The following is a 23932-nucleotide window of genomic DNA, read 5'->3' on the forward strand; positions in this document are numbered from 1 at the left end:
TTCTCCCAGTTGTGGAGGGTTGAGTAGTGAATGTTTGCTCCGAAGAATTTTCTGCCGTAGTGCTGGGCGTCTCTGAGAGGTAGGTTGTAGTATTGTTTAAAGAGGAGTATTGCCAGTATTGTTTTTACTGGAAATTTTTTGGATTTTGGCAGGTTCTTCAGCTTTCCTTCTGATTCGAAGTCTGCTAAAACGTCAAGAATTGCGAATGCCACGCTTTCAGGGTCTTTGAGTCTGTGATCCCATCTGGGGATCACGACAACCACCTGAAAGAATTCAGCAAAAACCCTAATAAAGGTTACTATAAACACGCCCAAAATAGAAGACACATTTATAGTTGCTTCAAGTGATGTTCTCACTAATTTGGATATCAGAGCCCTCTACGAGTACCACAAGAAAAAGAACGCCCTCGCCACAATAGCCCTCTCGGAGGTCGAAGATCCCACCCAGTACGGAATATCGATCGTGGATCCAGAGAACAGGATAATAAAGTTCAAAGAAAAGCCAAAGCCAGAAGAGGCTTTTAGCAACCTTGTAAATGCTGGCATCTATGTTTTCGAGCCGGAGGTATTTGATTTAGTTCCAAAGGGCGAGAACTTTGATTTCTCACTCAATCTGTTTCCCAAAATGCTCGAAGAGAAGCTGCCTCTCTACGGTTTTCCGTTTAAAGAATACTGGAACGACATAGGGAGGCCATCAAGCTACCTTCAAGCAACTGCGGATGTGTTCTTAGGGAGGCTGAAGCTCCCACAAATAAAAACTGAATCCCTAAAAGGAAACCTGGAACACGGGGGCTCTCTTTACAGCGGTAAGAGATGTCAAATCAGAAACCCGCGTATAAGAGGATTTGCCGTCTTGGGCGATAACGTTAAAATAGGCAGAAACGTTAAAATAGAGCGGTCCGTAATATTCTCCAATGTGACCATTGAGGAAGGAGCAGAGATACACGAGGCGATAATTGGGGAAAACGTTTACATTGGAAAAGGTGTTGTTATTGAAAGCGGTAGCGTTATTGGAGATAACTCCGTGATTGAAGATTTCACAAAAATTGGGGCAAATGTAAAAGTCTGGACTGAGTCAAGAATTGGAAAAGAAAGTATAATACTTCCAGATTGAGGTGATGATTATGGAGATTTACAAATCCGAGGAATTCAACCCAGAAGAGCTTGCTCTGCTCGGTAGGGCAATAGGAACCGTAGGACAGGGAACAATAATAGTGGGGAGAGACGGAAGAGCTATCTCAAGGTATGGAAAGAGGGCACTCGTAGTGGGGATTGTAAGTACCGGAGCAGCAACTATGGACGTCAGGCTTATCCCGCTAATAGCCCTCAAAGATTTTGCCCATAAGAAAGGCCTTCCTCTGGTGTATGTTTACTACCACAACGGGATAAGGGTAGAAGTTAGCGGTCTTGATCCAGATGAAATAAAGGCTATAATGGAGAGCAGGAAGTTTATAGAAGCAAATCCCAATGATATAGGAGCAACGATTTACTATCCTAACGCTCTAGATGACTTTTTGCATGACATTTTCAGACACTATAATTTTGAGATAGAGGGAACTGCACTGGTAGATTGCATGAATACTCCCGCAGTACTCTTCTTCCCCAGGCTAAATGAGCACTTTGGGTTTGAGGTGGAGCTTCTCAATGACATGATGACCAGCTACCTGCCACCAAAACCAAAAGAAGTCTACCTTCAAAAGCTCAAAAAGGGAGAGTATACTTTTGGACTCCGTTTCAAGCCGAATGGATACGTAGAGTTCCACAAAGGGGAAGAGGAAAAAGAGTTTGGAAGCATGTGGAAGCTCCTAGACCACATGAAGAAAACTCTCCTCTGATTTCACCAAAAAGATATACAAAAGGCAAAAGCCATAAACAAAAACCAAGCGAGATGCAACTCTGGAGGTGTATTTATGAGCATATTCATTGTCTTAGAGGGAATTGATGGAGCGGGAAAGTCAACCCAGGCAAAATTGCTTGCAGAGTGGTTTGAAGAGAGAGGATACGAAGTTGTTCTAACCAAAGAGCCAACAGATACTGCTTTTGGGAAACTGATAAGGAGGCTTGTACTTACAGGAGGAAAAGAGGGAATAATAGACGGTGCACGAATAAGCAAAGAAGCTGAGGCATTACTCTTTGCTGCAGATAGAGCAGAGCACGTTAAAAAACTCATAGAGCCCTCCTTAAAGGCTGGAAAGGTAGTTATATCGGATAGGTATTTCTACTCATCCCTAGCCTACCAGTGGGCAAGGGGCCTTGATTTGGAATGGCTTATCAACTTAAATGCATTTGCTCCAAGAGCAGACCTTGTAATCCTCCTTGATTTGCCTGTTAAGGAGAGCATAAAACGCATAAACGGTAGAAGTATCAAATCGGAGTTTGATAAGATTGTTGAGCTCCAAAAAAAGGTAAGGGAAAACTATCTGAAGCTTGCCGAGAGGTTCGATGAGATAAGAATTGTAAACGCCCTAGCCCCTGTTGAGGACATCCACAAAGATATTGTGGCTTTAGTCGAGCATGAACTCCTCGAAAAAAGAGAATAAAACGGTCAGATAGTGCCGATATCATCACTGCTCAGACCGGTAAACGCACATCATCCCAAACTTTTTAACTCCCTATTCTTTAAAAAGTGTTAGCCGATGATGAGCGTTAGCCACTCTGATGATGATGACAAGAGGGTTAGCTGAGGTATCTGTCCGTCATAAGGTTTTATGAGCAAATATGAACAAACCTCCGCCCATTCAAATTAATTCTCACGACAGGTTTGGCTTTGCCTTGTGGAGGCATATTACTCCAAGTGATAATGCACTCGTGCTGTTTTATGCTCATCAAAGACCAATTTGTGCTTTTTTATGGTCAAGATTGCCTAACTGCACTTTCTCGGCAAAGCTTATATAGACTTTTACCGATACGAAACTCGGTGATTGTAAAAATGCTTGATTATTTCTTCACCCCAAAAAGCGTTGCCGTATTGGGAGCATCCAATGACCCACTGAAACTCGGCTATGAGGTCTTCAAGAACCTCAAGGAATACGGAGGAAAGGTTTACCCAGTGAACATAAAAGAAGAAGTAGTCCAGGGAGTCAAAGCATACAAGAACGTCAAGGAAATCCCCGACGATGTGGATTTAGCCGTCATAGTCGTTCCCAAGCCATTTGTCAAGCAGTCAATCATTGACTGCGGAGAAAAAGGCGTGAAAGGTGCCGTAGTAATAACAGCAGGATTCGGTGAAACCGGCGAAGAAGGGAAGAAAGAGGAGAGAGAACTTGTCGAAATAGCACACAAATATGGAATGAGGATCATCGGACCAAACTGTGTTGGTATAATGGACACACACAGCAACCTGAACGCAACGTTTATAATGAAGGCCAAGAAGGGCAGTGTCGCTTTCATATCCCAAAGCGGTGCCCTCGGTGCAGGAATAGTTTACAAGACCATCAAAGAAGACATAGGCTTTTCTAAGTTCATAAGCGTTGGAAACATGAGCGATGTGGACTTTGCAGACCTGATGGAGTACCTCGCTGATGACGAAAACAGCAAGGCAATTGCCCTTTACATAGAGGGCATAAAAGATGGAAAGAGATTCATGGAAGTCGCAAGAAAGGTCAGCAAGAAGAAGCCAATAATAGCCCTAAAAGCTGGAAAAAGCGAAAGCGGTGCAAGAGCCGCTTCATCCCACACGGGTTCTTTAGCTGGAAGCTATGCCATCTATGAAGCCGCATTTAAGCAGAGCGGAATTCTGGTTGCAAACACTATAGACGAGATGCTGAGCATGGCAAGGGCCTTCACCCAGCCACTGCCAAAAGGAAAGAGAGTCGCAATAATGACCAACGCAGGTGGCCCGGGGGTTCTAACGGCTGACGAGATAGACAAGAGAGGACTAAAGCTGGCCAACCTAAAAGAGGAAACCATGGAGAAGCTCCGCTCATTCTTACCGCCAATGGCAGCAGTTAAAAACCCTGTTGACATGATTGCCTCAGCGAGGGGAGAAGAGTACTACAAGACCGCAAAGCTCCTTCTTGAAGATGATAACGTTGACATGCTCATAGCAATATGTGTCGTGCCGACTTTTGCAGGGATGACTCCAACAGAGCACGCTGAAGGAGTTATAAGAGCGGTAAAAGAGGTCAACAACGGAAAACCGGTTTTGGCATTGTTCATGGCAGGTTACGTTAGCGAGAAAGCCAAGGAACTTCTTGAAAAGGAAGGAATCCCAGCCTATGAAAGGCCCGAAGACGTTGGAGTAGCTGCTTATGCTTTAGCTGAATTCGCTAAGGCAAAAGGTGTTATTAAAGAATGAGGTGGTGTATATGGCTAAAGTTAGTGATATCGTCCTATGGGACAAACCTGGAGAAAAAGTTCTGCTTTTAGGAAACCAGGCAATAGCTAGAGGAGCTTTAGAAGCAAATATTGCGGTCTATGCCGCCTATCCCGGAACCCCAAGCTCTGAACTTACCGATACAATGGCTGCCGTAGCAGAGAAGGCAGGCGTTTACATGGAGTACTCCACAAACGAAAAGGTAGCCTTTGAGACCGCTCTAGCAGCAGCCTGGAGCGGACTCAGAGCAATGACCGCAATGAAGCATGTTGGTTTAAACGTTGCCGCCGACACATTCATGAGCGCCGTCGGAATGGGTGTCGAAGGCGGGTTCGTCATAATGGTGGCAGACGACCCAAGCATGTGGTCTTCTCAGAACGAGCAGGATACGAGGGTTTACGCCAAGTTTGCAAACGTTCCTGTTCTTGAGCCAGCCGATCCTCACGAGGCAAAGGAGATGACAAAATATGCTTTCGAGCTCAGTGAGAAGTTCAAGCACTTTGTAATCTTAAGGACAACAACAAGGACATCACACGCAAGGGGAGACGTAGTCTTAGGAGAACTTCCAGAGGAGATAAAACAAGGAAAGAGGAAGTTTGGAAAATTCAAGAAAGACCCAAGCAGATTTGTTGACGTTCCAGCCAACGCAAGAAACTTCCACCCGATAATCCTTGAGAAAATTGAGAAAATTAGGGAAGAGCTCAACAACTGCCCATTCAACTGGATAGAGGGCAAAGAAGACGCCAAGGTAGGTATAATCGCCCCAGGCTTGAGCTACGCCTATGTGAAAGAAGCCCTCGCCTGGCTTGGCGTTGATAACGTCAAGATCCTCAAACTCGGAACACCATTCCCGGTTCCCTACGGGCTATTAGAGAAGTTCTTGGAAGGGCTTGAGAAGGTTCTCATCGTAGAGGAGCTCGAGCCAGTCGTTGAGGAGCAGGTAAAAACATGGGCCTATGACAAAGGAATTACAATTCCAATCCACGGCAAAGACCTCGTGCCAAGGATTTATGAGATGACAACGAGGAGAGCAGTAACTGCCATAGCGAAGTTCCTTGGAGTTGAAACGCCAATAAACTTTGAAGAGCTCGACGCAAAGTACGAGAAAGTTAAGCCCCTCCTACCGCCAAGACCTCCCTCACTGTGCCCAGCCTGCCCGCACAGAAACAGCTTCTACGCAATAAAGAAGGCAACAAAGGGCAAGGCAATCTACCCCAGCGACATAGGGTGCTACACTTTAGGACTGCTCCCACCGCTTCAAGCGGTTGATACCACTGTTGCCATGGGAGCTTCAATTGGAATTGCCCACGGATTGAGCATAGCCCAGAACGGAAGCCTCAGCGAAGAGCAGAAGAGCCCAGAGAAGCAAGTGATAGTTGCCACAATCGGTGATTCAACGTTCTACCACACTGGACTCCCCGCTCTGGCAAACGCAATCTACAACCGCTCGAACGTGCTGGTAGTCGTTCTTGATAACCTCGTTACCGCTATGACCGGTGACCAGCCCAACCCAAGCACCGGAGAAACACCACACGGCATGGGTAAGAGAATCCCGATAGAAGAGGTTGCAAAAGCCATGGGTGCAGACTTTGTGGCTGTTGTTGACCCCTATGACATAAAAACAACATACGAGACCATGAAGAAAGCCTTAGAGGTTGAAGGAGTTAGCGTTGTGGTATCAAGACAAGTCTGTGCTCTCTACAAAGTGGGACAAATGAGAAGAAGAGGAATGACGTGGCCAATCTACCAAGTCAATGAGGAGAAGTGTACAGGATGTAGGGTATGTATAAACGCCTATGGCTGCCCAGCAATCTACTGGGACGAGGAGAAGAGACAAGCAAGGGTCGAACCAACAATGTGCTGGGGATGCGGAGGTTGTGCCCAAGTATGTCCATTCGGAGCTTTTGAGCCTGTAAAGGGGGGATCACAATGAAAGAGTATAACATAGTCATTACTGGAGTAGGCGGCCAGGGAGTTTTAACAGCCGCAAACATTCTTGGCTGGGCCGCCTTAAGGGCTGGATACAAGGTGAGGTTGGGAGAAGTCCACGGGATGAGCCAGAGGTTTGGAAGCGTTATTTCCTACGTGCGCTTTGGAGAGGACGTCTACGGTTCAATGGTGCCAGAAGGTAAAGCCGACGTTATACTTTCCTTCGAACCTGTGGAAGCCCTAAGATACGTTAACTACCTCAAAGAGGGCGGAATGGCAGTAATCAATACAAAGCCAATAGTCCCAGTGCAGGTTTCGATGGGAATGGCTAAGTACCCAAGCCTGGACGAGATAAGGAGAATTTTCGAGGAGGACTTCAAGGCGAAGTGGATTGGCTTTAACGCAGAAGAGCTTGCCGAAAAAGCGGGACACGTGGTTACCACCAACACAGTCCTCATTGGAGCTCTAACACAGGTTCCAGAGTTCCCACTCGATGCAGAGCACGTTAGGGAAGTCATAAAGATAAGTGTTCCACCAAAAGCTGTGGACGTGAACATGAAGGCCTTCGACCTCGGAATACAAGCCGCAAAAGATATTTTAGGGCTTTAAGCCCTCTTTTTACCTGATTCCACCATTTTTTCTGTATAGAAAAGTTAAAGAAAAATTAAAACTCTTCTTCAATGAGGCCGTACTTTTCAAGCTCGTGGAGGAGCTTTCTAACAGCTTCCCACGCATCTTGTTCGCTCTTTGCCCCACTGCACACGATTTTTCCTGAGCTGAAGAGAAGGATAACAGCCTTTGGGTCTTTAACACGATAGATGACACCGGGGAACTGCTCAGGCTCATATTCACAGTTGGGCAGGACAAGAGCAACAGCATCGAGATTAAACTCCATCTTAAGGTCTCCACTAAACACCATATTTTGGATATCTATCTCAGGCTCTCTGGTGAACTTAGTCCCGATCTTTGAGAGCATTTCAACAAGCTTTGAAACCGCAGCCTTTATGTCTTCAACACTCTTTGCACCGGTGACCACGAGCTTGCCGGAGCTGAATACAAGAAGGGCAACTTTTGGTTCATCAAAGCGGCATATTATCCCTGGGAACTCCTCCGGGTTGTATTTTGAGTGCGGACAAATTTCTATCACTTTTTCGAGATCAAGAGGAGCAAAAAGATCCACAGAGGCTACTATATTTTCTATCTTAAGTTCAACATTGCTCATATCAACCAAGGCTTACACCTCCACTGGGTTTAAAAACCCTTTATAAATAAACCCATAGGGGTTTTTAAAGTTTAGTGAGAGGCCATTAAAATGCAAATCTTAACGCTATTAAAAAACTTTAAGTAGTTTGTCTCAATTTATTTTTTGGTGAAAATTATGCTAGTTGAGATGCTCAAAGAGATAACCCAACTTCCCGGTATTTCCGGATATGAAGAGAGAATACGGGAAAAGGCCATAGAATGGATCGAAGACTATGCCGACTATAAGGTCGATGCAATTGGGAACCTCATCGTGGAGCTCGGAGAGGGTGAGGAGAAAGCTATTTTCATGGCACACATGGACGAAATCGGACTTATGATAACCGGGATAACAAACGACGGAAAGCTAAAGTTCAGAAAAGTAGGAGGAATAGACGACAGACTGCTTCTGGGGAGGCATGTAAAAGTAATAACCGAAAAGGGGGAGCTGGACGGAGTTATAGGGGTCACTCCCGTTCATCTAAACCTCGAGAGAAAGTTCGACACAATTCCCTGGCACAGCCTCGAAATAGATATCGGCGCAGAGTCAAAGGAAGAGGCCGAGGAAATGGGAGTAAAGGTTCTGGACTTTGCTGTATTTAAAAAGCACTTCAGCATCTTAAACAACAGATACATCGCAACGCGCTCCCTGGATGACAGATTTGGTGTCGTTGCCCTTGTTGAGGCCATAAAAGACCTCGTTGACCACGATCTGGATGGAAAGTACATTTTCGCTTTTACAGTTCAAGAAGAAATAGGACTCAAGGGGGCCAAGTTTTTGGCAAACAGCTATTCACCAAAATACGCAATTGCCGTGGATTCATTTGCATGCTGTTCTTTCCTTACGGGAGATGTAAGGCTCGGAAAAGGCGCTGTAATAAGGGCCGTTGACAATTCAGCAATCTATACACCCTCCCTTGCAAGGAAGGCTCTCGAAATAGCAAAGAAGAACAACATCCCGGTGCAGATTGGAGTTACCGGTGGAGGAACCGACGCATCAGCTTTTGAGTTCAAGAGCCAAACCCTAGCTTTAAGCGCCCCCATAAGATACCTCCACAGTGAAACGGAGATGCTCCACTTGGATGATCTCAAAGCTCTGATAAAGCTAATAGAAGCCCTTGTGTTTGAACTTGAGTAGCGGAGGTGGTAATTTGCTTAAATACCTAGGGTATTTTGGTGTTGGGATTTTTATAGGCATACTGGCAGCCCTCTTCGGCTTAGGGGGAGGGTTTTTGATTGTACCCACTCTAAACCTTCTGGGGGTCGAAATTCACCACGCGATTGGGACTTCAAGCGCTGCGGTTGTTTTCACTTCTCTAAGCTCCGCCATAGCGTACCACAGGCAGAGGAGAATACACTACAAAGCGGGCCTTCTCCTGGCAAGCACTGCCGTGATAGGAGCTTATATAGGAGCATGGATGACGAGCTTTATAAGCGCAAGCCAGTTAAAGGTCATCTTTGGTGCAGTCCTATTCCTCGTGGCAATAAGACTTTACCGCAAAAAGAGCAAAGAGCCACACGAAGTAGATTTGAGCCAGATAAAGCTCGATTACAAAGTAGTACCTCTCGGCGGGTTCGTAGCCGGAATAGCCAGCGGCCTGCTTGGTATAGGCGGTGGAGCGATAAACGTTCCGTTCCTAACTTATATGGGATTACCAATACACTATGCAGTGGCAACTTCGAGCTTTGCCATAGTTTTCACAGCAACAAGCGGGGCTTTGAAGCACTACATGCTGGGAAACGTTGAAGTGGAATGGTTGCTCCTCCTTGTTCCGGGACTAATAGTTGGAGCCCAGTTGGGAGCAAGAATAGCAAAAAGAACCAAAGCGAGCAACCTGACAAAGGCTTTCGCTGTTGTGATGGCGTTCCTAGCCATCAGGATGATCCTCAAAGGACTCGGCTACCCAATTCCCTGAGCTTTTTGTTATTATCTTTTTGGGAAAAGAGATTTAAAGTGGTTTTTTCGAACTTTTTTCATGATTAATTATTTCCTCTATTTCATCCTTGGGGCTGCAATAGGAGCAATAGCAGGGCTTTTTGGGGTAGGTGGAGGTTTCCTTATAGTCCCGGCACTTACTCTTACAGGATTACCTATTCACACTGCAATCGGAACAAGCCTCGCATGCATAGCAATTAGCTCTTTTGCCTCCGCTTATACTCACATTAAAAATGGAAAAGCCCTTTTTAAAGTGGTGGCAGCTAAAGAAATATTTTCAATACCTGCTGCATTAATAGGAGCCCACATGACGGCATCTTTACCGGAATCTTTCCTACGAAGGGCATTCTCAATACTGCTGTTTTATCTGGCATACAAAATGGCCACAACTCCCTCAAAACCACATTACGATGAAAACCTCAGAATAAACTACAGGAATATCCCCATAGTAGGAGTGCTTTCGGGATTTTTGTCTGGTCTGCTTGGAATAAGCGGAGGGATTCTGAACGTCCCCTTATTCCATGTTCTTGTCGGCATACCGGTTAGATACGCAATCGGAACATCTAGCGTGGCACTCTTTTTCACAGCCCTGGCTGGAACTTATGGACATTTCAAAGCGGGAAATGTGGGCATTGAAACCGCACTTCTCTTGGCTCCGGGATTAATAATAGGGGCGTATCTGGGGGCAAGAAGTGCTCACAACTTACATCCAGAAAGGTTAAAGCGCTGGTTCGCCATTATACTCATTTTGATCGGGGTTAAAATGTTGATTTAGATTAAATTAGCATTGCCCAGAGCTAAAAACAACATCCACTCTTATGGAACAATCAAAGGAAGAAAAGAAAAGGCTCTAACGAACCTTTGCTCCCAATTTCACTTCTTTTTCTGGTGTTAGAAGGGCAACGTTTTCTCCATCATCCGCTGCCAGAAGCATTCCCTGGCTTTCAACGCCTCTAAGCTTCTTTGGCTCCAAGTTGGTGATAACAGCCACATACTTGTTGAGGAGCTCCTCTTTCTTGTAGTATGCCTTTAAGCCAGCTACAAGCTGCCTGACTTCGTCCCCAATGTCGACCTTAACAACGTAGAGCTTATCAGCGTTCGGGTGGTCTTCGACGCTGATTATCTTTCCAATTCTTATATCAATCTTGGCGAAGTCATCAAACTTAACATAGCTCATGTCTTTCCCTCCTTTTTGTTTTTTCTCCGGTGTTTTTGTTTTAACATTTTCACCATAAATTTTCCTCAAAATTACCTCGGCTTCATCCCCGAGCCTTTCTCTGGCAACTTTAACAACATCTTCCATTTTGTAATACTTATCAAGCAAAATCCTTGCACTCTCCGGATTGCCCCTGCCGATGTAGTTCACTATGTAGGCTATTATATCAGCATCCTCCACTTTTCTAAAGAGTATTTCAGCCCTTCTAACTTTGTGTCCCGGTTTAAGCGGTTCAAACTTCCATTTCTTGACTTCTTCAAGGTTTAAGAGGTGCCATATCCTTTCACTTGCGTCCGGGAGGAACGGTTCAAGGAGGATGCCCAGAGCTTTGACGATTTGGAGAGAGACGTTTACAGTCGTTCCGGTTCTAACTCTATCGCTCTTAGCCGTCTTCCAGGGCTTCTGGTAGTCAAAGTACTGGTTGCCGAAGATTGCAAGAGCCATAACCCTCTTGAGGGCTTCTTTGAACTGGTACTTTGATATTAACTCGCCAACTTCAGCAAAAGCTTTTTCTATCTCCTCGAATGCCTTCTTATCGAGCTCATCAAGCTCCCCAGCTTCTGGAACCTTTCCATCGAAGTACCTGTTAACGAAGGTCAGCGCTCTGTGCACGAAGTTTCCAAGGTTGTTTACAAGCTCCTCATTGATTTTCTTCTTGAAGTCCTCAAAGCTGAAGTCGCTATCCCTTGTTTCTGGCAGTATGGATGTCAGATAATACCTCAAGTAGTCTGCGGGAAATGCATCGAGGAACTCATGTACCCATATAGCCCAGTTTCTGCTTGTTGAGAACTTTCTGCCTTCGAGGTTTAGGTATTCATTTGCAGGGATGTCATAGGGCAGAAGCCAGTCAAATTCGCCTTTTTCATCCTTGTACTTGCCATAAGCCATTAGGAAAGCCGGCCAGAATATGGCATGGAAGGGAACGTTGTCCTTTCCGATGAAGTGCACAATCTTCGTCTCGCCGTCATATCCACTAAGCCAGTATTTCTTCCATTCTTCCTCCTTTCCAAGCCTCTTAAAGTACTCAATCGTTATAGAGATATATCCTATAGGAGCTTCAAACCAAACGTAGAGCACTTTTCCTTTGATGTCCTCATCCTCCAGGGGCACGGGAATTCCCCAGCTGAGGTCTCTGGTTATTGCCCTCTCTTCCAATCCCTCGTTAATCCACCCCAAAACCATATTCCTGACGTTTGGCTTCCAGTGCTTCTGGTTTAAAACCCACTCCTTAAGCTTCTCCTGGAAGTTCTGCATTTTTATGTAGTAGTGGGCAGAGTCCTTGAATGTGATTGGGCTTCCACATATATTACACCTTGGGTTTACAAGCTTCTCCGGGGTAAGGGGGTGTCCACAGACCTCACACTGGTCGCCCCTCTGGTCTTCTGCGCCACAATAGGGGCATGTGCCAATAACGTATCTATCGGGAAGGAACATTTTGTCGTGCTCACAGTAAGCCTGCTTTTCAACTTTTTTAACAAGGTGCCCGTTCTCAAGGGCTTTTAAGAAGAACTCCTGGCTCAGTCTGTAGTGAACGGGAAGCTCGGTCCTCCCAAAATAATCAAAGCTTATCTTTGCCCTTTCAAATGTTGTTTTGATGTGTTCGTGGTAGTAGTCCACAATCTCCCTCGGGCTCTTGCCCTCCTTCAATGCTCTGAAAGTTATTGGAGTGCCATGTTCGTCGGTTCCGCATATGAAAATAACGTCCTCTCCTTTTAGCCTCAAATAACGCACGAATATGTCCGCTGGAAGGTAGGCTCCAGCCAGATGCCCTGCATGTATGGGCCCGTTAGCGTAAGGCAGTGCAGATGTTACAGTGAACCTCATTTCTACCACCTCCAAGAACTAACTTGCTGCCCTTTATAAGTTCTCGCCAATTTTAAATATTACGGTGAGTTATTTTCTGCATATGGAAATATATCTATTATTGCATAATCACTTGCCCATGTTGATCTCCGAGGCCTTAATGACCACACATTTTTCGGGCAACTCCACCTCCCCTCTGTAAACAATCAAAGCTCCCTCTAAAGGCATAATTGTAACCCTAATCTTTCTCAGACCAAAACCAGATGAAGAAAGCTCACCAACTACTACAAGAGGTGCCTCTTTAAGCTCTAAGAGCTTGAAAAAGCTCTCCTTGTCAACGTAAACTATTAACCCTCAACTATTAACCCTCCAGCTACAACCCTCTGCGCCGGAACCTCAATTCCACAACTCATGATACCACCAAAGTATTTTAACTATCAAAACCCAAAATTCTTTCGGTGGGAAAATGAAAGCGAGGATTAGAGAAAAGTTCGTGTTTGATGCAGCTCATGCGGTAACGATAAACGGGGAGCCTGAAGAGATTCACGGCCACACATTCAGAGGCGAAATTGTCATTGAAGGAGAAATAAAAGATGGTTACATAATGGATTTTCTGGAGCTTAGAAAGATTTTGGACAGTGCAATTGCTCCGCTAAGACATAAAAATCTAAACGTGCTTTTCGAAAACCCCACAACCGAGAACATCGCCCTCTGGATTGCCGAGAGAATTAGGGAAAACCTACCCAAAGATATTAAGCTGCACAAAATCGTCCTGTGGGAAGGAGATGAAAATGGGGTTGAGTTTGAGTTTTAAAATCCCACCAAAAAGCTAAAATTTATTAAAGCGGAGGTAGTAGAGGTGAAGAAAAATGAAAGATTTTTACATAGCACATGAAGATGACATAAAATCGGGAAAAACTACTGACGTTTACTTTATCCGAACCAAGAAGGTGTTGGAAGAAAAAGGGATACACAAAAAAGTCTTTGCCGATATTACAACAACTTCCCTTCCAAAAGGCTGGAAGTGGGGAGTACTAGCTGGAGTGGAAGAAGTTGCAAAGCTCCTCGAAGGGCACCCTGTGAACGTTTATTCTATGCCCGAAGGAACGATATTTCATCCCTACGAACCCGTAATGCAGATTGAGGGCTACTACGAAGAATTTGGGATATTTGAAACCGCACTGCTCGGAATGCTGAGCCAAGCAAGTGGAATAGCAACAGCAGCCCTTAGAGTCAAAATGGCGGCAAAGTTCAAGCCTGTGTATTCTTTCGGCATAAGGCACATGCACCCCGCAATCGCCCCGATGATTGATAGAAGTGCCTTCATAGGCGGCTGCGATGGAGTTAGTGGCGTTTTAGGTGCAGAAATGATTGGCGAAAAACCTGTAGGAACAATGCCCCACGCGTTAATTATAACCGTCGGGGACCAGGTAAAGGCATGGAAATATTTCGATGAGGTCATGCCAGAAGAAGTTCCGAGGGTGGCTCTCGTTGATACCTTCTGCGATGAAAAAATGGAGGCCCTAATGGCGGCCGAGGCTTTAGGAGAAAAGCTGGCCGCAGTGAGACTCGATACTCCAAGCTCAAGAAGGGGGAACTTCAAACGCATAGTAGAAGAAGTAAGGTGGGAGCTGGATTTAAGGGGTTACAAGCACGTTAAGATATTCCTGAGCGGAGGACTTAATGAGGAGAGCATTAAAGAGCTCGCTGACATAGCAGATGCATTCGGTGTTGGAGGAAGCATTGCAAGTGCAAAGCCTATAGACTTCTCCCTCGACATTGTTGAGGTCGAAGGAAAGCCCTTGACCAAGAGAGGAAAGCTGAGCGGCAGGAAACAGATATACAGGTGTGAAAATGGCCACTACCACAGAGTTCCAGCAGAGAAAAAGCTTGAAAAGTGTCCTGTTTGTGGAGCAAAGGTTGAACCATTGCTAAAACCACTAATTGAGAACGGAGAAATAGTTGCAGAATTACCAAAAGCAAGAGAGATTAGAGAATACGTCCTTGAGCAGGCAAAGAAATTTGGATTAACACTCGAATAGCTGTTTTCTCGTTTTTATCATTTTGTCGCCGGGATGATGAAGAGCCCGCTTAATCCCTGAGCTTTGCTGTGATGTTTGGTGGGGGCTCTGACCGTCAAAGTTCTCAAAAACCATTAACACCCAAAAACTCAAATTTTAAAGAAGGAGAAGTCAATAAAAAAGGAAAGAAGTTCATTCGACTGTAATTGCTCCTGTCGGGCAGCTTTCTGCTGCCTCTTTTGCGCACTCGGCGTCTGTTTCTGGAGCAATAACGTTTGCCTTTCCATCGTCGCCCATTTCAAAGACATCTGGGCAGACGCTTGCGCAAACTCCACATCCAATGCATGCATCCTTATCAACACTAACTTTCATCTCCGACACCTCCAAAGGGATTCAGAGAATAAGGGGAAGCTAAGTTTAAAAACTTTATTCAAACTAAAGGTTGCACCGCACCTCGTAAGGGGAGCTCTAACGCTCGAACTGGAAGAAGAAAAAGACTTGAATATATTTGAATATATAAGCCAAAATCCAGCGGCTCAAATCATGCCTAACCTTTTTCTGACTTCCTCGCTTATTCTATCCGGGGTCCAGGGCGGGTCAAAGGTAAGCTCCACCTCCACATCTTTAACTCCCGGAATTTCGAGAATTTTCTGCTCCACAGCTTGAAGGAGCCACAGCGTAAGGGGACAACCAGGGGTTGTCATGGTCATCTTAACGTAGACGGTATTGTCGGGGTTTATCTTGAGCTCATATATAAGCCCCAAGTTGACAACGTCAATCCCAATTTCCGGGTCAATAACTTCTTTAAGCTTTTCGAGAATCATCTCTTCTGTAAGCTTGGTGTTTTCACTCATTTTCCTCACCTGAAAAAAGTTTCCAAACAACAAATTTAAACCTTATGGGACAAAAATGTAGAAAAGAAATTAAGTTGTGGAGCTTTCCTCATCATCGTATAGTTCCTTGCCAACTGTAATTTCCTCTTCGTAGCCCCTGGATCCCTCGATAGTTTGAATTCTAAACATATAGCTCTTGTACCAGTTGTAGGTAGGTAGAGTTTTTATTGGTAAGAGTTTCCAGGCCCTAGTTTCCTCCACGTATCCCCAGTTGACGTACTCATTAAAGTTCCTTATTATGTCAGTTATAACTACGTTGAACTCTGTTATGAGAATCTTTTCCACCTGGTGCCACTTATCGACTGAGCTTTCTCTTCTTGTAATTCCGAAGTAACCAGCACATCCCGGACCTTTAAGTGTCGCAATTCCCCTTCCAACAAACGCCCTAACCGCTTCGGGTGTTTCAGGTGGGTCGGTGATAAAGGTATCGAACTTCTTGAGGGCATAATCTGGCAGAGGCTTTCTGAGGTCGAAGGTGAATATCTCCACGTTGCTGTAGCCGATTTCATCTGCAGTTTTCTCAATGAACTTTGTGAGTCTATCATCAATATCGAGGACTGCAATCCTCTTTGGAAGGCCTGAAAGCATGAGGGCAACGCTCGTTAGGTCGTCATCTCCAAGGACAAAGACTTCCTTATTTTCAAGGTCTCCCCTCGAGTGCATCAAAGCTACTCTCGCGACAGTTGTTTCAGGGGTCACATATGCCTGATCAAACTCGTGCTTTGGCTCGGGCCTGTTTTTCACTATTTCTTTGAACTCCTCAAGGAGGTCCCTAAAAGCATCAAGTTCAACTGTTTTTCCTTGGCAGTGCCTGCAGGTGTAGTCTTCTCTCTTTCCAATCCCATACTTCTCCACGAGCTCCTTCCCCTTCTGGGTAAGGATTATTCCATCTTTGAACTCCACGTAGCCTAAATCGTGAAGCGCTTCAACCACTGCAACTACGAGAGGAAGTGGTTCTTCGCTAAGGTCTACTATTCTCCACGGATCGCTGCTCGCAAGAATTGCACTCAACACGTTTTCAATGGTTCTCTCATAAACGGGTATTGATGTTTTCTCTCTAACTCTCTCGACAATCGCCTTCATCTCTGCTCCCTCCATTAACTTTCATCAAAACCGTCGAAAGAAGTTCATGAAAAGCTATTTTAAAGTTTTTGGAATAAATTTTTAGCCCCACTTTCATTAGAAAAAGAGGTGAGAAAAATGGCGATATACTTTATAGGACTGGGACTTTATGATGAAAAGGACATCACCCTTAAGGGTCTAGAAATAGCGAGAAAGTGCGATTTGGTGTTTGCAGAATTTTACACCTCTCTCCTAGCCGGTACAGACATAAGGAAGATAGAAGAACAGATAGGAAAACCAATAAGACTACTAAACAGAGAAGACGTTGAGCTGAACTTTGAGAGGATAGTCCTCAGCGAGGCGAAAACCAAAAATGTTGCCTTTCTAACGGCAGGAGACCCGATGGTAGCGACAACTCATGCGGACTTAAGGATACGGGCAAAGCAAATGGGGGTAGAGAGCTACGTTATCCATGCTCCCTCCATCTACTCTGCCGTTGCCATAACCGGACTTCAAATCTACAAATTTGGGAAGAGCGCCACCGTTGCCTACCCGGAAAAGAACTGGTTCCCAACCAGCCACTATGACACAATCAAAGAAAACAAAGAACGCGGTCTTCATACGCTTCTCTTCCTCGACATTAAAGCAGACAAAGGGAGGTACATGACTGCCAACGAGGCTATGGAGATCCTCCTACAGGTAGAGGAGAAGAAAAAAGAAGGAGTTTTTACCGAAGACACCTTTGTGGTCGTCCTAGCAAGAGCAGGTTCTCTGAACCCAACACTGAAAGCTGGCTATGTAAGAGATATGATGAAAGAAGACTTCGGAAAGCAGCCACACGTTTTAATAGTCCCTGGAAAGCTACACATAGTTGAGGCGGAGTATTTGGTAGCCTTTGCCAATGCTCCCAAGCAGATATTAAATGAAGTGTAGCTTTTTTCTTTCTCTGTTTATTGGGGCAATGTAACGCTGGTAAAACTCCCTCAGCTTCCTTGTGTGCTCCTCCACCCATTCTCCGCTGACTTTTCTCCTTGCAACCCCATCCTTTACAGCCCGCTCAGCAACTGCCCTCGCTTCCTTGGGATACACATCGGGATGGAACGGGGTGGGGATTATGTAGTCTTCTGACAGCTCTTCATCGCTCACACAGCTCGCTATAGCCTCAGCCGCAGCTATGTTCATGTTCAGGGTGATTTCCCTTGCCCTGACATCCAAAGCCCCCTCTAAAAATTCCCGGAAAGCCCAAGACGTTGTTAATCTGGTTTGGGTAATCACTTCTCCCAGTTGCAACTATTCTTGCCCCGGCTTTCTTGGCCTTTTCGGGCGCAATTTCCGGAACCGGATTCGCCATTGCAAAAACCACTGCATCGTCCGCCATCTTTTTGATCATCTCTCCGCTGACGATATTTCCAGTGCTTACGCCTATGAAAACATCAGCCCCCTCAAGCGCCTTTGAAAGGTCGCCCTCAATGTTGTGGATGTTAAACCTTGCAACTTCCCTTTTGTATGGGTTCAGGTCGTCCCTTCCCTCGTGAATTATCCCTTTTCTGTCAACCGTTACTATTTCCCTAACCCCTACGTGGTGCAGAAGCTTCGCTATGGCAATTCCTGCAGCGCCCGCGCCGCTTATGGCGACCTTTATATCACCAAAGTCCTTTCCAACAAGCTTGAGAGCGTTCATTAAACCTGCAAGGGTCACAACGGCCGTGCCGTGCTGGTCATCATGAAAGACCGGGATGTCGAGATCTTTCTTAAGCCTTTCCTCGATTTCAAAGCACCTTGGAGCGGAGATGTCCTCTAAGTTTATGCCCCCAAAGCCCTTTGAAATCAGCTTAATTGTGTTTACAATCTCATCCACGTCATTGCTGTCCACCAGTATTGGGAACGCATCCACACCAGCCAGGGCTTTGAAGAGAACGCATTTGCCTTCCATCACGGGCATGCCTGCTAAAACTCCAATGTTGCCCAAACCAAGTATCGCAGAGCCATCTGTAACCACAGCCACAGTGTTTGGTATGGAGGTATAGTCTTCGTGGCTCTCCCCGTTTGATATAGCCTTACAGGGCTCAGCAACGCCCGGAGTGTATGCAAGGCTTAGATCATAGAAATCCTCAACTTTGACCTTCGGAATAACCTCTATTTTTCCATTTCCCGGAAAGTTGTTTCGATGGTACTCAAGGGCGTCCTTCCCAAGCTTTTTTCTTTGCTCTTCGCTAATCCTCATGAATTCATCCCCTATCTTCTGGAGGGCTATTTCAATTAAACTCTTTCCATGCATTTGTTTGACACTTTTATGTTCAAAATGTTTAAATATGCTGGTTGTTTTATCATTTTCGTATCAATTAGAGGTGGGAGAAATGAGGGCTCTTGAGAGATATTTCGAGTTTGAGAAGTACAGAACGGATATGAGAACCGAAATTTTAGCAGGAATAACCACTTTCATGACAATGGCTTACATTCTCTTCGTAAACCCCGCAATCTTAAGCGATGCAATGGGAAAAGAGGCCTTTAACTCACTTGTGGCGGTAACGGCACTTGCGGCAGGAATTTCCACAATAATAATGGGTGTCTATGCAAAAAAGCCCTTTGCTCTGGCTCCGGGAATGGGGCTGAACGCTTACTTTGCCTACAGCGTTGTGCTCAGAATGGGTTACGACTGGAGAGTGGCACTTGCAGCCGTTTTTGTTGAGGGAATAATCTTCATACTTCTCACTGTCACCAAAGTTAGGAGTGCAATAATCCATGCAATCCCTCTAAGCCAGAAATACGCTATAGGAGCTGGAATAGGGCTGTTCCTTACATTTATAGGGCTCAACGATGTCGGCCTTCTCACTGCTGTTGCTGGCGAAGATGGTGTGCTTAAGTTCACCGGCCTCAACGCCTCAGCACTCGGGACAAAAGCAGGTGTTTTATTCCTCTTTGGACTGTTCTTAGCTGCAGTTCTCATAAGCCTCCGTGTAAAAGGAGCCCTGTTAATCTCAATCCTCACCACAAGCATTTTAGGGTGGATAAGCGGAGCAGCACCCTGGCCGGAACATCTCTTTTCAACTCCAGACATAAGCTACACCTTCCTAAAACTTGACCTTCAAGGCCTCCTTAACGTAGGGGCAATTGGTGTGGTGTTTGCATTCTTCATGGTAGACTTCTTCGACACCCTTGGAACAGTAACAGGGTTGAGTGCTAAGGCAGGCTTCCTGACAAGAGAAGGCAAAGTGCCAGATGCTGAGAAAGTCCTTTTGACGGATGCAATAGGCACAACACTTGGAGCACTCCTTGGAACTTCAACAGTAACAACGTACATAGAAAGCGCCGCTGGAATTGAAGAGGGCGGAAGAACAGGGATGACAGCCCTGGTGACAGGTCTGCTCTTCCTTGCCATAGGATTGTTCATAGCACCCATTGCGCAAGCAATTCCTGCTTTTGCTACCGCACCGGCTCTCGTTATAGTTGGTTACTACATGCTGAGCGCAATAAGAGGAGTTGACTTCGACGACGCAACCGAAGCTATCCCGGCGTTTCTAGTGCTTATCACAATACCCTACACATATTCAATAGCAGACGGAATAGGAATGGGCTTCATAAGCTACACGATAATAAAGCTGTTCAGCGGAAGAGGAAAAGAGATACACCCACTGATGTACGCTTTGACGCTGATCTTCATGGGCTACTTTGCCTACTTAGGAGGACTCTTTTGAGTTTCCGCTTCTTCTTTTTCCATGTGTTCTTTAAGAAATTGCTTGAGGACATAGGGGCAATGCTCCTGGATATACTGTGCGAACTCTTTCATCCTCTCAGCGGTAATTTCATGAACGTAATGCTCAAACTGGCACGCATCTTCCTCCGCTATTTCTGGAGGAATTCCAAGTATCTCGGTGAAAAACTTCATCAGGAGAACGTGCTTTTGGTAGGTCTCTTTAGCTATTTCAAGCCCTTTTTCGGTTAAAATAATCCTATCGTACTTTTCATAATTTATCAAACCTTTTTCATTTAGCTTTTTCAGTGCATCAACTACACTCGGTGGCCTAACGTTCAGCTTTTTCGAAATATCCTTCACCCTGATTACACCCTTATTCTTTTGAAGTATGTACATAGTCTCAAGGTACTCTTCCTCTCTCTTTGTTATTTCCACAAACCTCACCTGAATTAGTTTAACCTAAATAATTTAAGTGCTTTTTGGTTATCCAAGAATGAGAAGAAGAAATCATCTGGCAAGTTCGATTCCCCTTTCAAATGCTTTAATGTTGATATCCCAGAGCTTTGGCTTTAGTGTTTCCTGAATCCCCTCTATAATGCTCTCTTTCTTTAGTGGAATCAAGCCCTTACCATAAGCGAACCCAAGCATCAGCACTCCCAGAGTGCGTGGGTTTATCTTATCTGCCTCTTTCTGGAAGTTCTCCATTTCAACGGCACATATCTTTGAAAGGGCGTTGCGTATTTCCTCAAGACTCGGATACTTCTCTTTTCCAACCAATGTTGTGGCCGTATGAACGGGATAAGCGTTTACTATTGCATGGCTCTTATGGTTTAGGAACCTTGCATTCCTCAAGGCCTCAGCCGGTTCGAGGGCAAGCATCAAATCCGCTTCCCCTTCTTCGATGAGGGGAGAATAAACTTCCTCTCCAAATCGGAGATAGCTGAGCACACTGCCATAGCGCTGACTCATACCAAGGGTTTCGCCTATTCTAACATTGTACCCCTCTTTCATCGCAGCGTTTCCGATAATTCTTGACAGAGTAAGCCCACCCTGGCCCCCAACTCCCGCGATTATAAGATTGAACTCCACAATCACCACCAATAAAACTAAGGGCAGAAAGGTTAAAAATCTGGCGGAAGGTTTATTTGGTGACCAGTCTTAGTCTTTAACATGGGATTCAAAGAGTACTATCGCAAATTTAAGGCATATACCGACATAGACTCCAAAGAATATCAAAGGAGACTAGAAGAACTTGAACCTCACTTGCTCAGGTTTCTAAAGGAAAAAGGGAAAGTTTTAGACTTAGCATGTGGCGTAGGGGGATTTTCCTTCCTTCTTGAAGAGTACGGCTTTGAGGTTGTGGGAATTGATATAGACGATGAGATGATTAAAAAAGCAAGAGAATACGCAAAAGAAAAAAATTCTAAGGTGGAATTTATTGTTGGGGACGCAAGAAAGCTGCCTTTTGAAGATGAAACGTTTGACTACATTCTCCTTCTTGGAAACACAATTTTGCATTTCTCACCCAGAGAACTCAGCGAAGTCTTTAAAGAAGTTAAGAGAGTCCTCAAAAAAGACGGACTGCTCTTGATAAACTTTATAGACATGAGAGAGCTCCTCTCGAGAGTCCAAATGGGAACTGTTGTTGGAGAGGAGTACTGGATAAGTAGCGTCATGATTGACGACAAAGAAAAAAGCGCCGTAATAGAGTATAAGAGTGAGAAAAATTCATTTAGGATAAAGCTCACGGTATGGGGAAAAACTGCCGTAGAGTTGCTTGCAAAACTTTACTTCACTCCCATAGAAAGCGTTAAGCTTGGTGAAATGTCATATCTAAATGTGTATAAAAAATAAAAAATCAACCTTCAAGCCTAAGCCTCTTTATCACGAATTCCTTATCAAGTGAAGCAAGGAACGGAGCAAGTCTTGGCCCCCTGTCTTTTCCTATGAAGAGGTTGTAGAGAACTTTGAAGTACTTCTTGCTTGGGATGCTCCTCTTCTTGGCGGCGTCAAAGATAATCGAATTAAACTCATCGACGGTGAATTTTTCTCTTTCCTCAAGCCAATCTGCAACTTCTCTGAGAGCATCTTTTATTTCTTCGCTTATCTCAATTTGTGGGAGTTCTTCCTGGAGCTCAAATTTAACATCCTCCGGAGCATATTTTTCGACCCAGTTTTTGGCAAGATATATCCTGAGGCGAATTCTGTTAAGGTCTTCCTCGTCAAGCTGTGCCGGAACGTGACCCTGTTCTTTTAGTATTTCAATTATTTTCTCTTCAGTTAGGTGGGGCATCTGGACGAGCACCACGAGAAATCTAAACGGGGCCTGAGCAACCAGACGGCTCGGCAGGGAAGGCATTGAAAGCTCGTATGTCCTCTTGAGTTCTTCAGCTTCCTCGGGATTTTTGGCCTCCTCCAAGCCAAAGTACAGCCTCTCAACACTATCAAACTCGTCGTAAAGATTCAGCAAGCCCAACCCCAAATCAATCTTGATTTCCTTGTTTGGCCTGTGCCTTGCGTAGATGAACCTTATAACACCCGGCTCAAGAACTTCATAGAGATCGCTTAGTAGGATAACGTTGCCCTTGCTACCGCTCATTTTGCCCTTTTGGCCCTTTATGCCAACGAACTCGTACATAAGTGTCATTGGTGCATTCCAGCCAAAGATTTTCTCAACTATCTCCTTTCCGGTATCGTATGAACTTCCCGCTGCGAGGTGGTCTTTTCCAGCAGGTTCAAAATCTACTTTGAAATGCGCCCATCTCATTGGCCAATCAACACGCCAGCGGAGCTTGACGTTGCCCTCCCTTATGTCGGTCTCGCCCTCGGCGCCACAGTGAGAACACCTATAGGCGACCTTCCACTCACCATCCCATTTAACAAACTCCGCTTCTTTTCTGCACTTTGGACAGTAAATCTGTATCGGTTGCCAGTCCTTCGGCAGATGGGGCTGCTTCGCCATATCCCTAAACTTGTTCAAGATTTCCATTATTTCACTTCTCTTTTCCAAGGCAAGTCTAATTTCGTTTGCGTATTCCCCGCCCTTGTAGAGCCTACTTGCCCTTAGAAAATCAACCTCAATCCCAAGCCTTTCAACTTCTTCTTCAAAGATGCTCATAAAATGATCCGCATAGCTGTCATGACATCCCCACGGGTCTGGAACTTCGCTCACAGGCATGGTTAGGTATTCGCTCCACTCCTTGGGGACATTTTTTGGTACCTTTCTAAAGCGATCGTAATCATCCCACATGTGAATGTGCCTGACCTTCTTCCCTTTGTCCCTCAGTGCATGCCCCACGATGTAAGCCGTAAAAAGCTCTCTAAAGTTCCCTATGTGAACGTAACCACTGGGAGTTATTCCGCTTTCTACCACATACTCCTCTTTGTCTCCTCTCTCTTTGATGATCTTTTCAGCCATATAGTCTGCCCAATGCACCATTCTCCTCACCTGCGGGTAAGTATGAGAGACACTTTTTAAGCTTTGGCCAGTGGAATTCAAAAATTACAAAAGAAATTTGGCAAAAAGTATATTAGTTTCCTCACCATTTAATTTTCTTTGGTGAAATCAATGTTTCCTGAATGGTTGCTCTATGCAGGCATGATACTGTTAGGATAACTGGGGCATCACCTCCTGAAGCCACTCAGCAAAATCACCAGGCGGACCACCAAAACTAGAATGAATTCTGACAAAATTGTACCAGAAGGCAAACAGAAAAACAAACCTATGAACCCTTCTCCAGTCCTCACTCCTGAAATTATTCCAGAAACGCTTTGTTCTTTCCTTCAACGTCCTAAACCAGCGCTCAACACTGTTCCTCGGCCCGA

21 protein-coding genes and 4 pseudogenes are annotated in these 23932 nt (G+C 45.1%); 14 read left to right on the top strand and 11 right to left on the bottom strand.

The features are described 5' to 3' along the window. On the bottom strand, positions 1-308 hold a 308-nt coding region (locus GBV73_RS05555; protein ID WP_152878644.1), incomplete at its 3' end, for a hypothetical protein. A gap of 7 nt (positions 309-315) precedes the next feature. Here GBV73_RS05555 and GBV73_RS05560 point away from each other — a divergent pair. The 6 genes and pseudogenes from GBV73_RS05560 to GBV73_RS05590 form a co-directional block, all read left to right on the top strand. Continuing rightward, a pseudogene (locus GBV73_RS05560) lies at positions 316-1113 on the top strand (sugar phosphate nucleotidyltransferase); the annotation flags it as partial. A gap of 10 nt (positions 1114-1123) precedes the next feature. Then, complete coding sequence (locus GBV73_RS05565; protein WP_042698916.1) at positions 1124-1834, top strand: phospho-sugar mutase; 711 nt, start codon at positions 1124-1126, stop codon at positions 1832-1834. Positions 1835-1909: 75 nt separating this feature from the next. After that, entirely contained in the window at positions 1910-2539 is a 630-nt protein-coding gene (tmk, locus tag GBV73_RS05570) for a dTMP kinase (protein WP_042698913.1), read from the top strand. A 389-nt stretch (positions 2540-2928) separates the two neighbouring features. Continuing rightward, positions 2929-4296, top strand: a complete 1368-nt coding sequence (gene acs / locus GBV73_RS05580; protein ID WP_152879944.1) for an acetate--CoA ligase alpha subunit — start codon at positions 2929-2931, stop codon at positions 4294-4296. Between the two features lie 10 nt (positions 4297-4306). Further along, a complete protein-coding gene (iorA, locus tag GBV73_RS05585) occupies positions 4307-6247 on the top strand; it encodes an indolepyruvate ferredoxin oxidoreductase subunit alpha (RefSeq protein ID WP_152879925.1) in 1941 nt (646 codons plus the stop codon). After that, on the top strand, positions 6244-6852 hold the full coding sequence (locus GBV73_RS05590; protein ID WP_042698905.1) for an indolepyruvate oxidoreductase subunit beta: 609 nt from the start codon (positions 6244-6246) through the stop codon (positions 6850-6852). Before iorA ends, GBV73_RS05590 begins: the two co-directional genes overlap by 4 nt. 55 nt (positions 6853-6907) lie before the next feature. Here GBV73_RS05590 and GBV73_RS05595 read toward each other — a convergent pair whose 3' ends face one another. Next, on the bottom strand, positions 6908-7474 hold the full coding sequence (locus GBV73_RS05595) for a TATA-box-binding protein (protein ID WP_042698895.1): 567 nt from the start codon (positions 7472-7474) through the stop codon (positions 6908-6910). A 147-nt stretch (positions 7475-7621) separates the two neighbouring features. On the opposite strand from GBV73_RS05595, the gene GBV73_RS05600 reads away from it, so the two are divergent. The 3 genes from GBV73_RS05600 to GBV73_RS05610 are packed head-to-tail and all read left to right on the top strand — an operon-like array spanning position 7622 to position 10193. After that, positions 7622-8620 carry a M42 family metallopeptidase gene (locus GBV73_RS05600; RefSeq protein ID WP_152879946.1) on the top strand — a complete coding sequence of 333 codons (999 nt, stop codon included), beginning with the start codon at positions 7622-7624 and terminating at the stop codon, positions 8618-8620. A 13-nt stretch (positions 8621-8633) separates the two neighbouring features. Then, positions 8634-9398, top strand: a complete 765-nt coding sequence (locus GBV73_RS05605) for a sulfite exporter TauE/SafE family protein (RefSeq protein WP_152879927.1) — start codon at positions 8634-8636, stop codon at positions 9396-9398. Between the two features lie 60 nt (positions 9399-9458). Beyond that, entirely contained in the window at positions 9459-10193 is a 735-nt protein-coding gene (locus GBV73_RS05610; protein ID WP_042698876.1) for a sulfite exporter TauE/SafE family protein, read from the top strand. 75 nt (positions 10194-10268) lie between these two features. Here the strand turns inward: GBV73_RS05610 and metG are convergent, their stop codons facing one another. Continuing rightward, on the bottom strand, positions 10269-12458 hold the full coding sequence (gene metG / locus GBV73_RS05615) for a methionine--tRNA ligase (protein WP_152879929.1): 2190 nt from the start codon (positions 12456-12458) through the stop codon (positions 10269-10271). A gap of 445 nt (positions 12459-12903) precedes the next feature. On the opposite strand from metG, the gene GBV73_RS05625 reads away from it, so the two are divergent. Continuing rightward, complete coding sequence (locus GBV73_RS05625; protein WP_152879931.1) at positions 12904-13251, top strand: 6-carboxytetrahydropterin synthase; 348 nt, start codon at positions 12904-12906, stop codon at positions 13249-13251. 55 nt (positions 13252-13306) lie between these two features. Beyond that, positions 13307-14479 carry a nicotinate phosphoribosyltransferase gene (locus GBV73_RS05630; protein ID WP_042698866.1) on the top strand — a complete coding sequence of 391 codons (1173 nt, stop codon included), beginning with the start codon at positions 13307-13309 and terminating at the stop codon, positions 14477-14479. Between the two features lie 171 nt (positions 14480-14650). On the opposite strand, the gene GBV73_RS05635 is transcribed toward GBV73_RS05630, so the two are convergent. The 3 genes and pseudogenes from GBV73_RS05635 to bpsA form a co-directional block, all read right to left on the bottom strand. Beyond that, positions 14651-14830 carry a ferredoxin gene (locus GBV73_RS05635; protein WP_152879933.1) on the bottom strand — a complete coding sequence of 60 codons (180 nt, stop codon included), beginning with the start codon at positions 14828-14830 and terminating at the stop codon, positions 14651-14653. A gap of 164 nt (positions 14831-14994) precedes the next feature. Beyond that, positions 14995-15306, bottom strand: a pseudogene (locus GBV73_RS05640) (metal-sulfur cluster assembly factor); the annotation flags it as partial. Positions 15307-15381: 75 nt separating this feature from the next. Beyond that, positions 15382-16434, bottom strand: a complete 1053-nt coding sequence (gene bpsA, locus GBV73_RS05645; protein ID WP_152879935.1) for a N(4)-bis(aminopropyl)spermidine synthase — start codon at positions 16432-16434, stop codon at positions 15382-15384. A gap of 117 nt (positions 16435-16551) precedes the next feature. Here bpsA and dph5 point away from each other — a divergent pair, with 117 nt between their 5' ends. Beyond that, positions 16552-17346: a diphthine synthase gene (gene dph5, locus GBV73_RS05650; protein ID WP_042698855.1), complete on the top strand. Its 795-nt coding sequence runs from the start codon at positions 16552-16554 to the stop codon at positions 17344-17346. On the opposite strand, the pseudogene GBV73_RS05655 reads toward dph5, so the two are convergent. After that, positions 17332-18637, bottom strand: a pseudogene (locus GBV73_RS05655) (NADP-dependent malic enzyme). The gene dph5 and the pseudogene GBV73_RS05655 overlap by 15 nt on opposite strands. Positions 18638-18770: 133 nt before the next feature. Here GBV73_RS05655 and GBV73_RS05660 point away from each other — a divergent pair. Continuing rightward, positions 18771-20108, top strand: coding sequence for an NCS2 family permease (locus GBV73_RS05660; protein WP_152879937.1), 1338 nt, complete (start codon positions 18771-18773; stop codon positions 20106-20108). On the opposite strand, the gene GBV73_RS05665 is transcribed toward GBV73_RS05660, so the two are convergent. Together GBV73_RS05665 and GBV73_RS05670 are read right to left on the bottom strand one after the other, a co-directional pair. Next, positions 20087-20542: a metal-dependent transcriptional regulator gene (locus tag GBV73_RS05665; protein WP_087035884.1), complete on the bottom strand. Its 456-nt coding sequence runs from the start codon at positions 20540-20542 to the stop codon at positions 20087-20089. The genes GBV73_RS05660 and GBV73_RS05665 overlap by 22 nt on opposite strands. A gap of 72 nt (positions 20543-20614) precedes the next feature. Further along, positions 20615-21196, bottom strand: a complete 582-nt coding sequence (locus GBV73_RS05670; RefSeq protein ID WP_087035886.1) for an indolepyruvate oxidoreductase subunit beta — start codon at positions 21194-21196, stop codon at positions 20615-20617. An 81-nt stretch (positions 21197-21277) separates the two neighbouring features. Between GBV73_RS05670 and GBV73_RS05675 the strand changes: the two genes are divergently transcribed. Next, a complete protein-coding gene (locus GBV73_RS05675; RefSeq protein WP_152879942.1) occupies positions 21278-21961 on the top strand; it encodes a class I SAM-dependent methyltransferase in 684 nt (227 codons plus the stop codon). 4 nt (positions 21962-21965) lie between these two features. On the opposite strand, the gene lysS is transcribed toward GBV73_RS05675, so the two are convergent. Beyond that, on the bottom strand, positions 21966-23546 hold the full coding sequence (gene lysS / locus GBV73_RS05680) for a lysine--tRNA ligase (RefSeq protein WP_152879952.1): 1581 nt from the start codon (positions 23544-23546) through the stop codon (positions 21966-21968). Positions 23547-23714: 168 nt separating this feature from the next. Beyond that, positions 23715-23932, bottom strand: a pseudogene (locus GBV73_RS05685) (IS6 family transposase); the annotation flags it as partial.

This window comes from Thermococcus sp. 101 C5 (genome assembly GCF_009372125.1).
GTDB lineage: Archaea > Methanobacteriota_B > Thermococci > Thermococcales > Thermococcaceae > Thermococcus_A > Thermococcus_A bergensis.

Coding starts and splice junctions, on each gene's coding strand:
- GBV73_RS05660 (WP_152879937.1), top strand. CDS start 18,771: ATGAGGGCTCTTGAGAGATATTTCGAGTTTGAGAAGTACAGAACGGAT.
- GBV73_RS05625 (WP_152879931.1), top strand. CDS start 12,904: ATGAAAGCGAGGATTAGAGAAAAGTTCGTGTTTGATGCAGCTCATGCG.
- GBV73_RS05565 (WP_042698916.1), top strand. CDS start 1,124: ATGGAGATTTACAAATCCGAGGAATTCAACCCAGAAGAGCTTGCTCTG.
- dph5 (WP_042698855.1), top strand. CDS start 16,552: ATGGCGATATACTTTATAGGACTGGGACTTTATGATGAAAAGGACATC.
- metG (WP_152879929.1), bottom strand. CDS start 12,458: ATGAGGTTCACTGTAACATCTGCACTGCCTTACGCTAACGGGCCCATA.
- lysS (WP_152879952.1), bottom strand. CDS start 23,546: ATGGTGCATTGGGCAGACTATATGGCTGAAAAGATCATCAAAGAGAGA.
- GBV73_RS05675 (WP_152879942.1), top strand. CDS start 21,278: ATGGGATTCAAAGAGTACTATCGCAAATTTAAGGCATATACCGACATA.
- acs (WP_152879944.1), top strand. CDS start 2,929: ATGCTTGATTATTTCTTCACCCCAAAAAGCGTTGCCGTATTGGGAGCA.
- GBV73_RS05590 (WP_042698905.1), top strand. CDS start 6,244: ATGAAAGAGTATAACATAGTCATTACTGGAGTAGGCGGCCAGGGAGTT.
- GBV73_RS05610 (WP_042698876.1), top strand. CDS start 9,459: ATGATTAATTATTTCCTCTATTTCATCCTTGGGGCTGCAATAGGAGCA.
- iorA (WP_152879925.1), top strand. CDS start 4,307: ATGGCTAAAGTTAGTGATATCGTCCTATGGGACAAACCTGGAGAAAAA.
- GBV73_RS05635 (WP_152879933.1), bottom strand. CDS start 14,830: ATGAAAGTTAGTGTTGATAAGGATGCATGCATTGGATGTGGAGTTTGC.
- tmk (WP_042698913.1), top strand. CDS start 1,910: ATGAGCATATTCATTGTCTTAGAGGGAATTGATGGAGCGGGAAAGTCA.
- GBV73_RS05630 (WP_042698866.1), top strand. CDS start 13,307: ATGAAAGATTTTTACATAGCACATGAAGATGACATAAAATCGGGAAAA.
- bpsA (WP_152879935.1), bottom strand. CDS start 16,434: ATGAAGGCGATTGTCGAGAGAGTTAGAGAGAAAACATCAATACCCGTT.
- GBV73_RS05600 (WP_152879946.1), top strand. CDS start 7,622: ATGCTAGTTGAGATGCTCAAAGAGATAACCCAACTTCCCGGTATTTCC.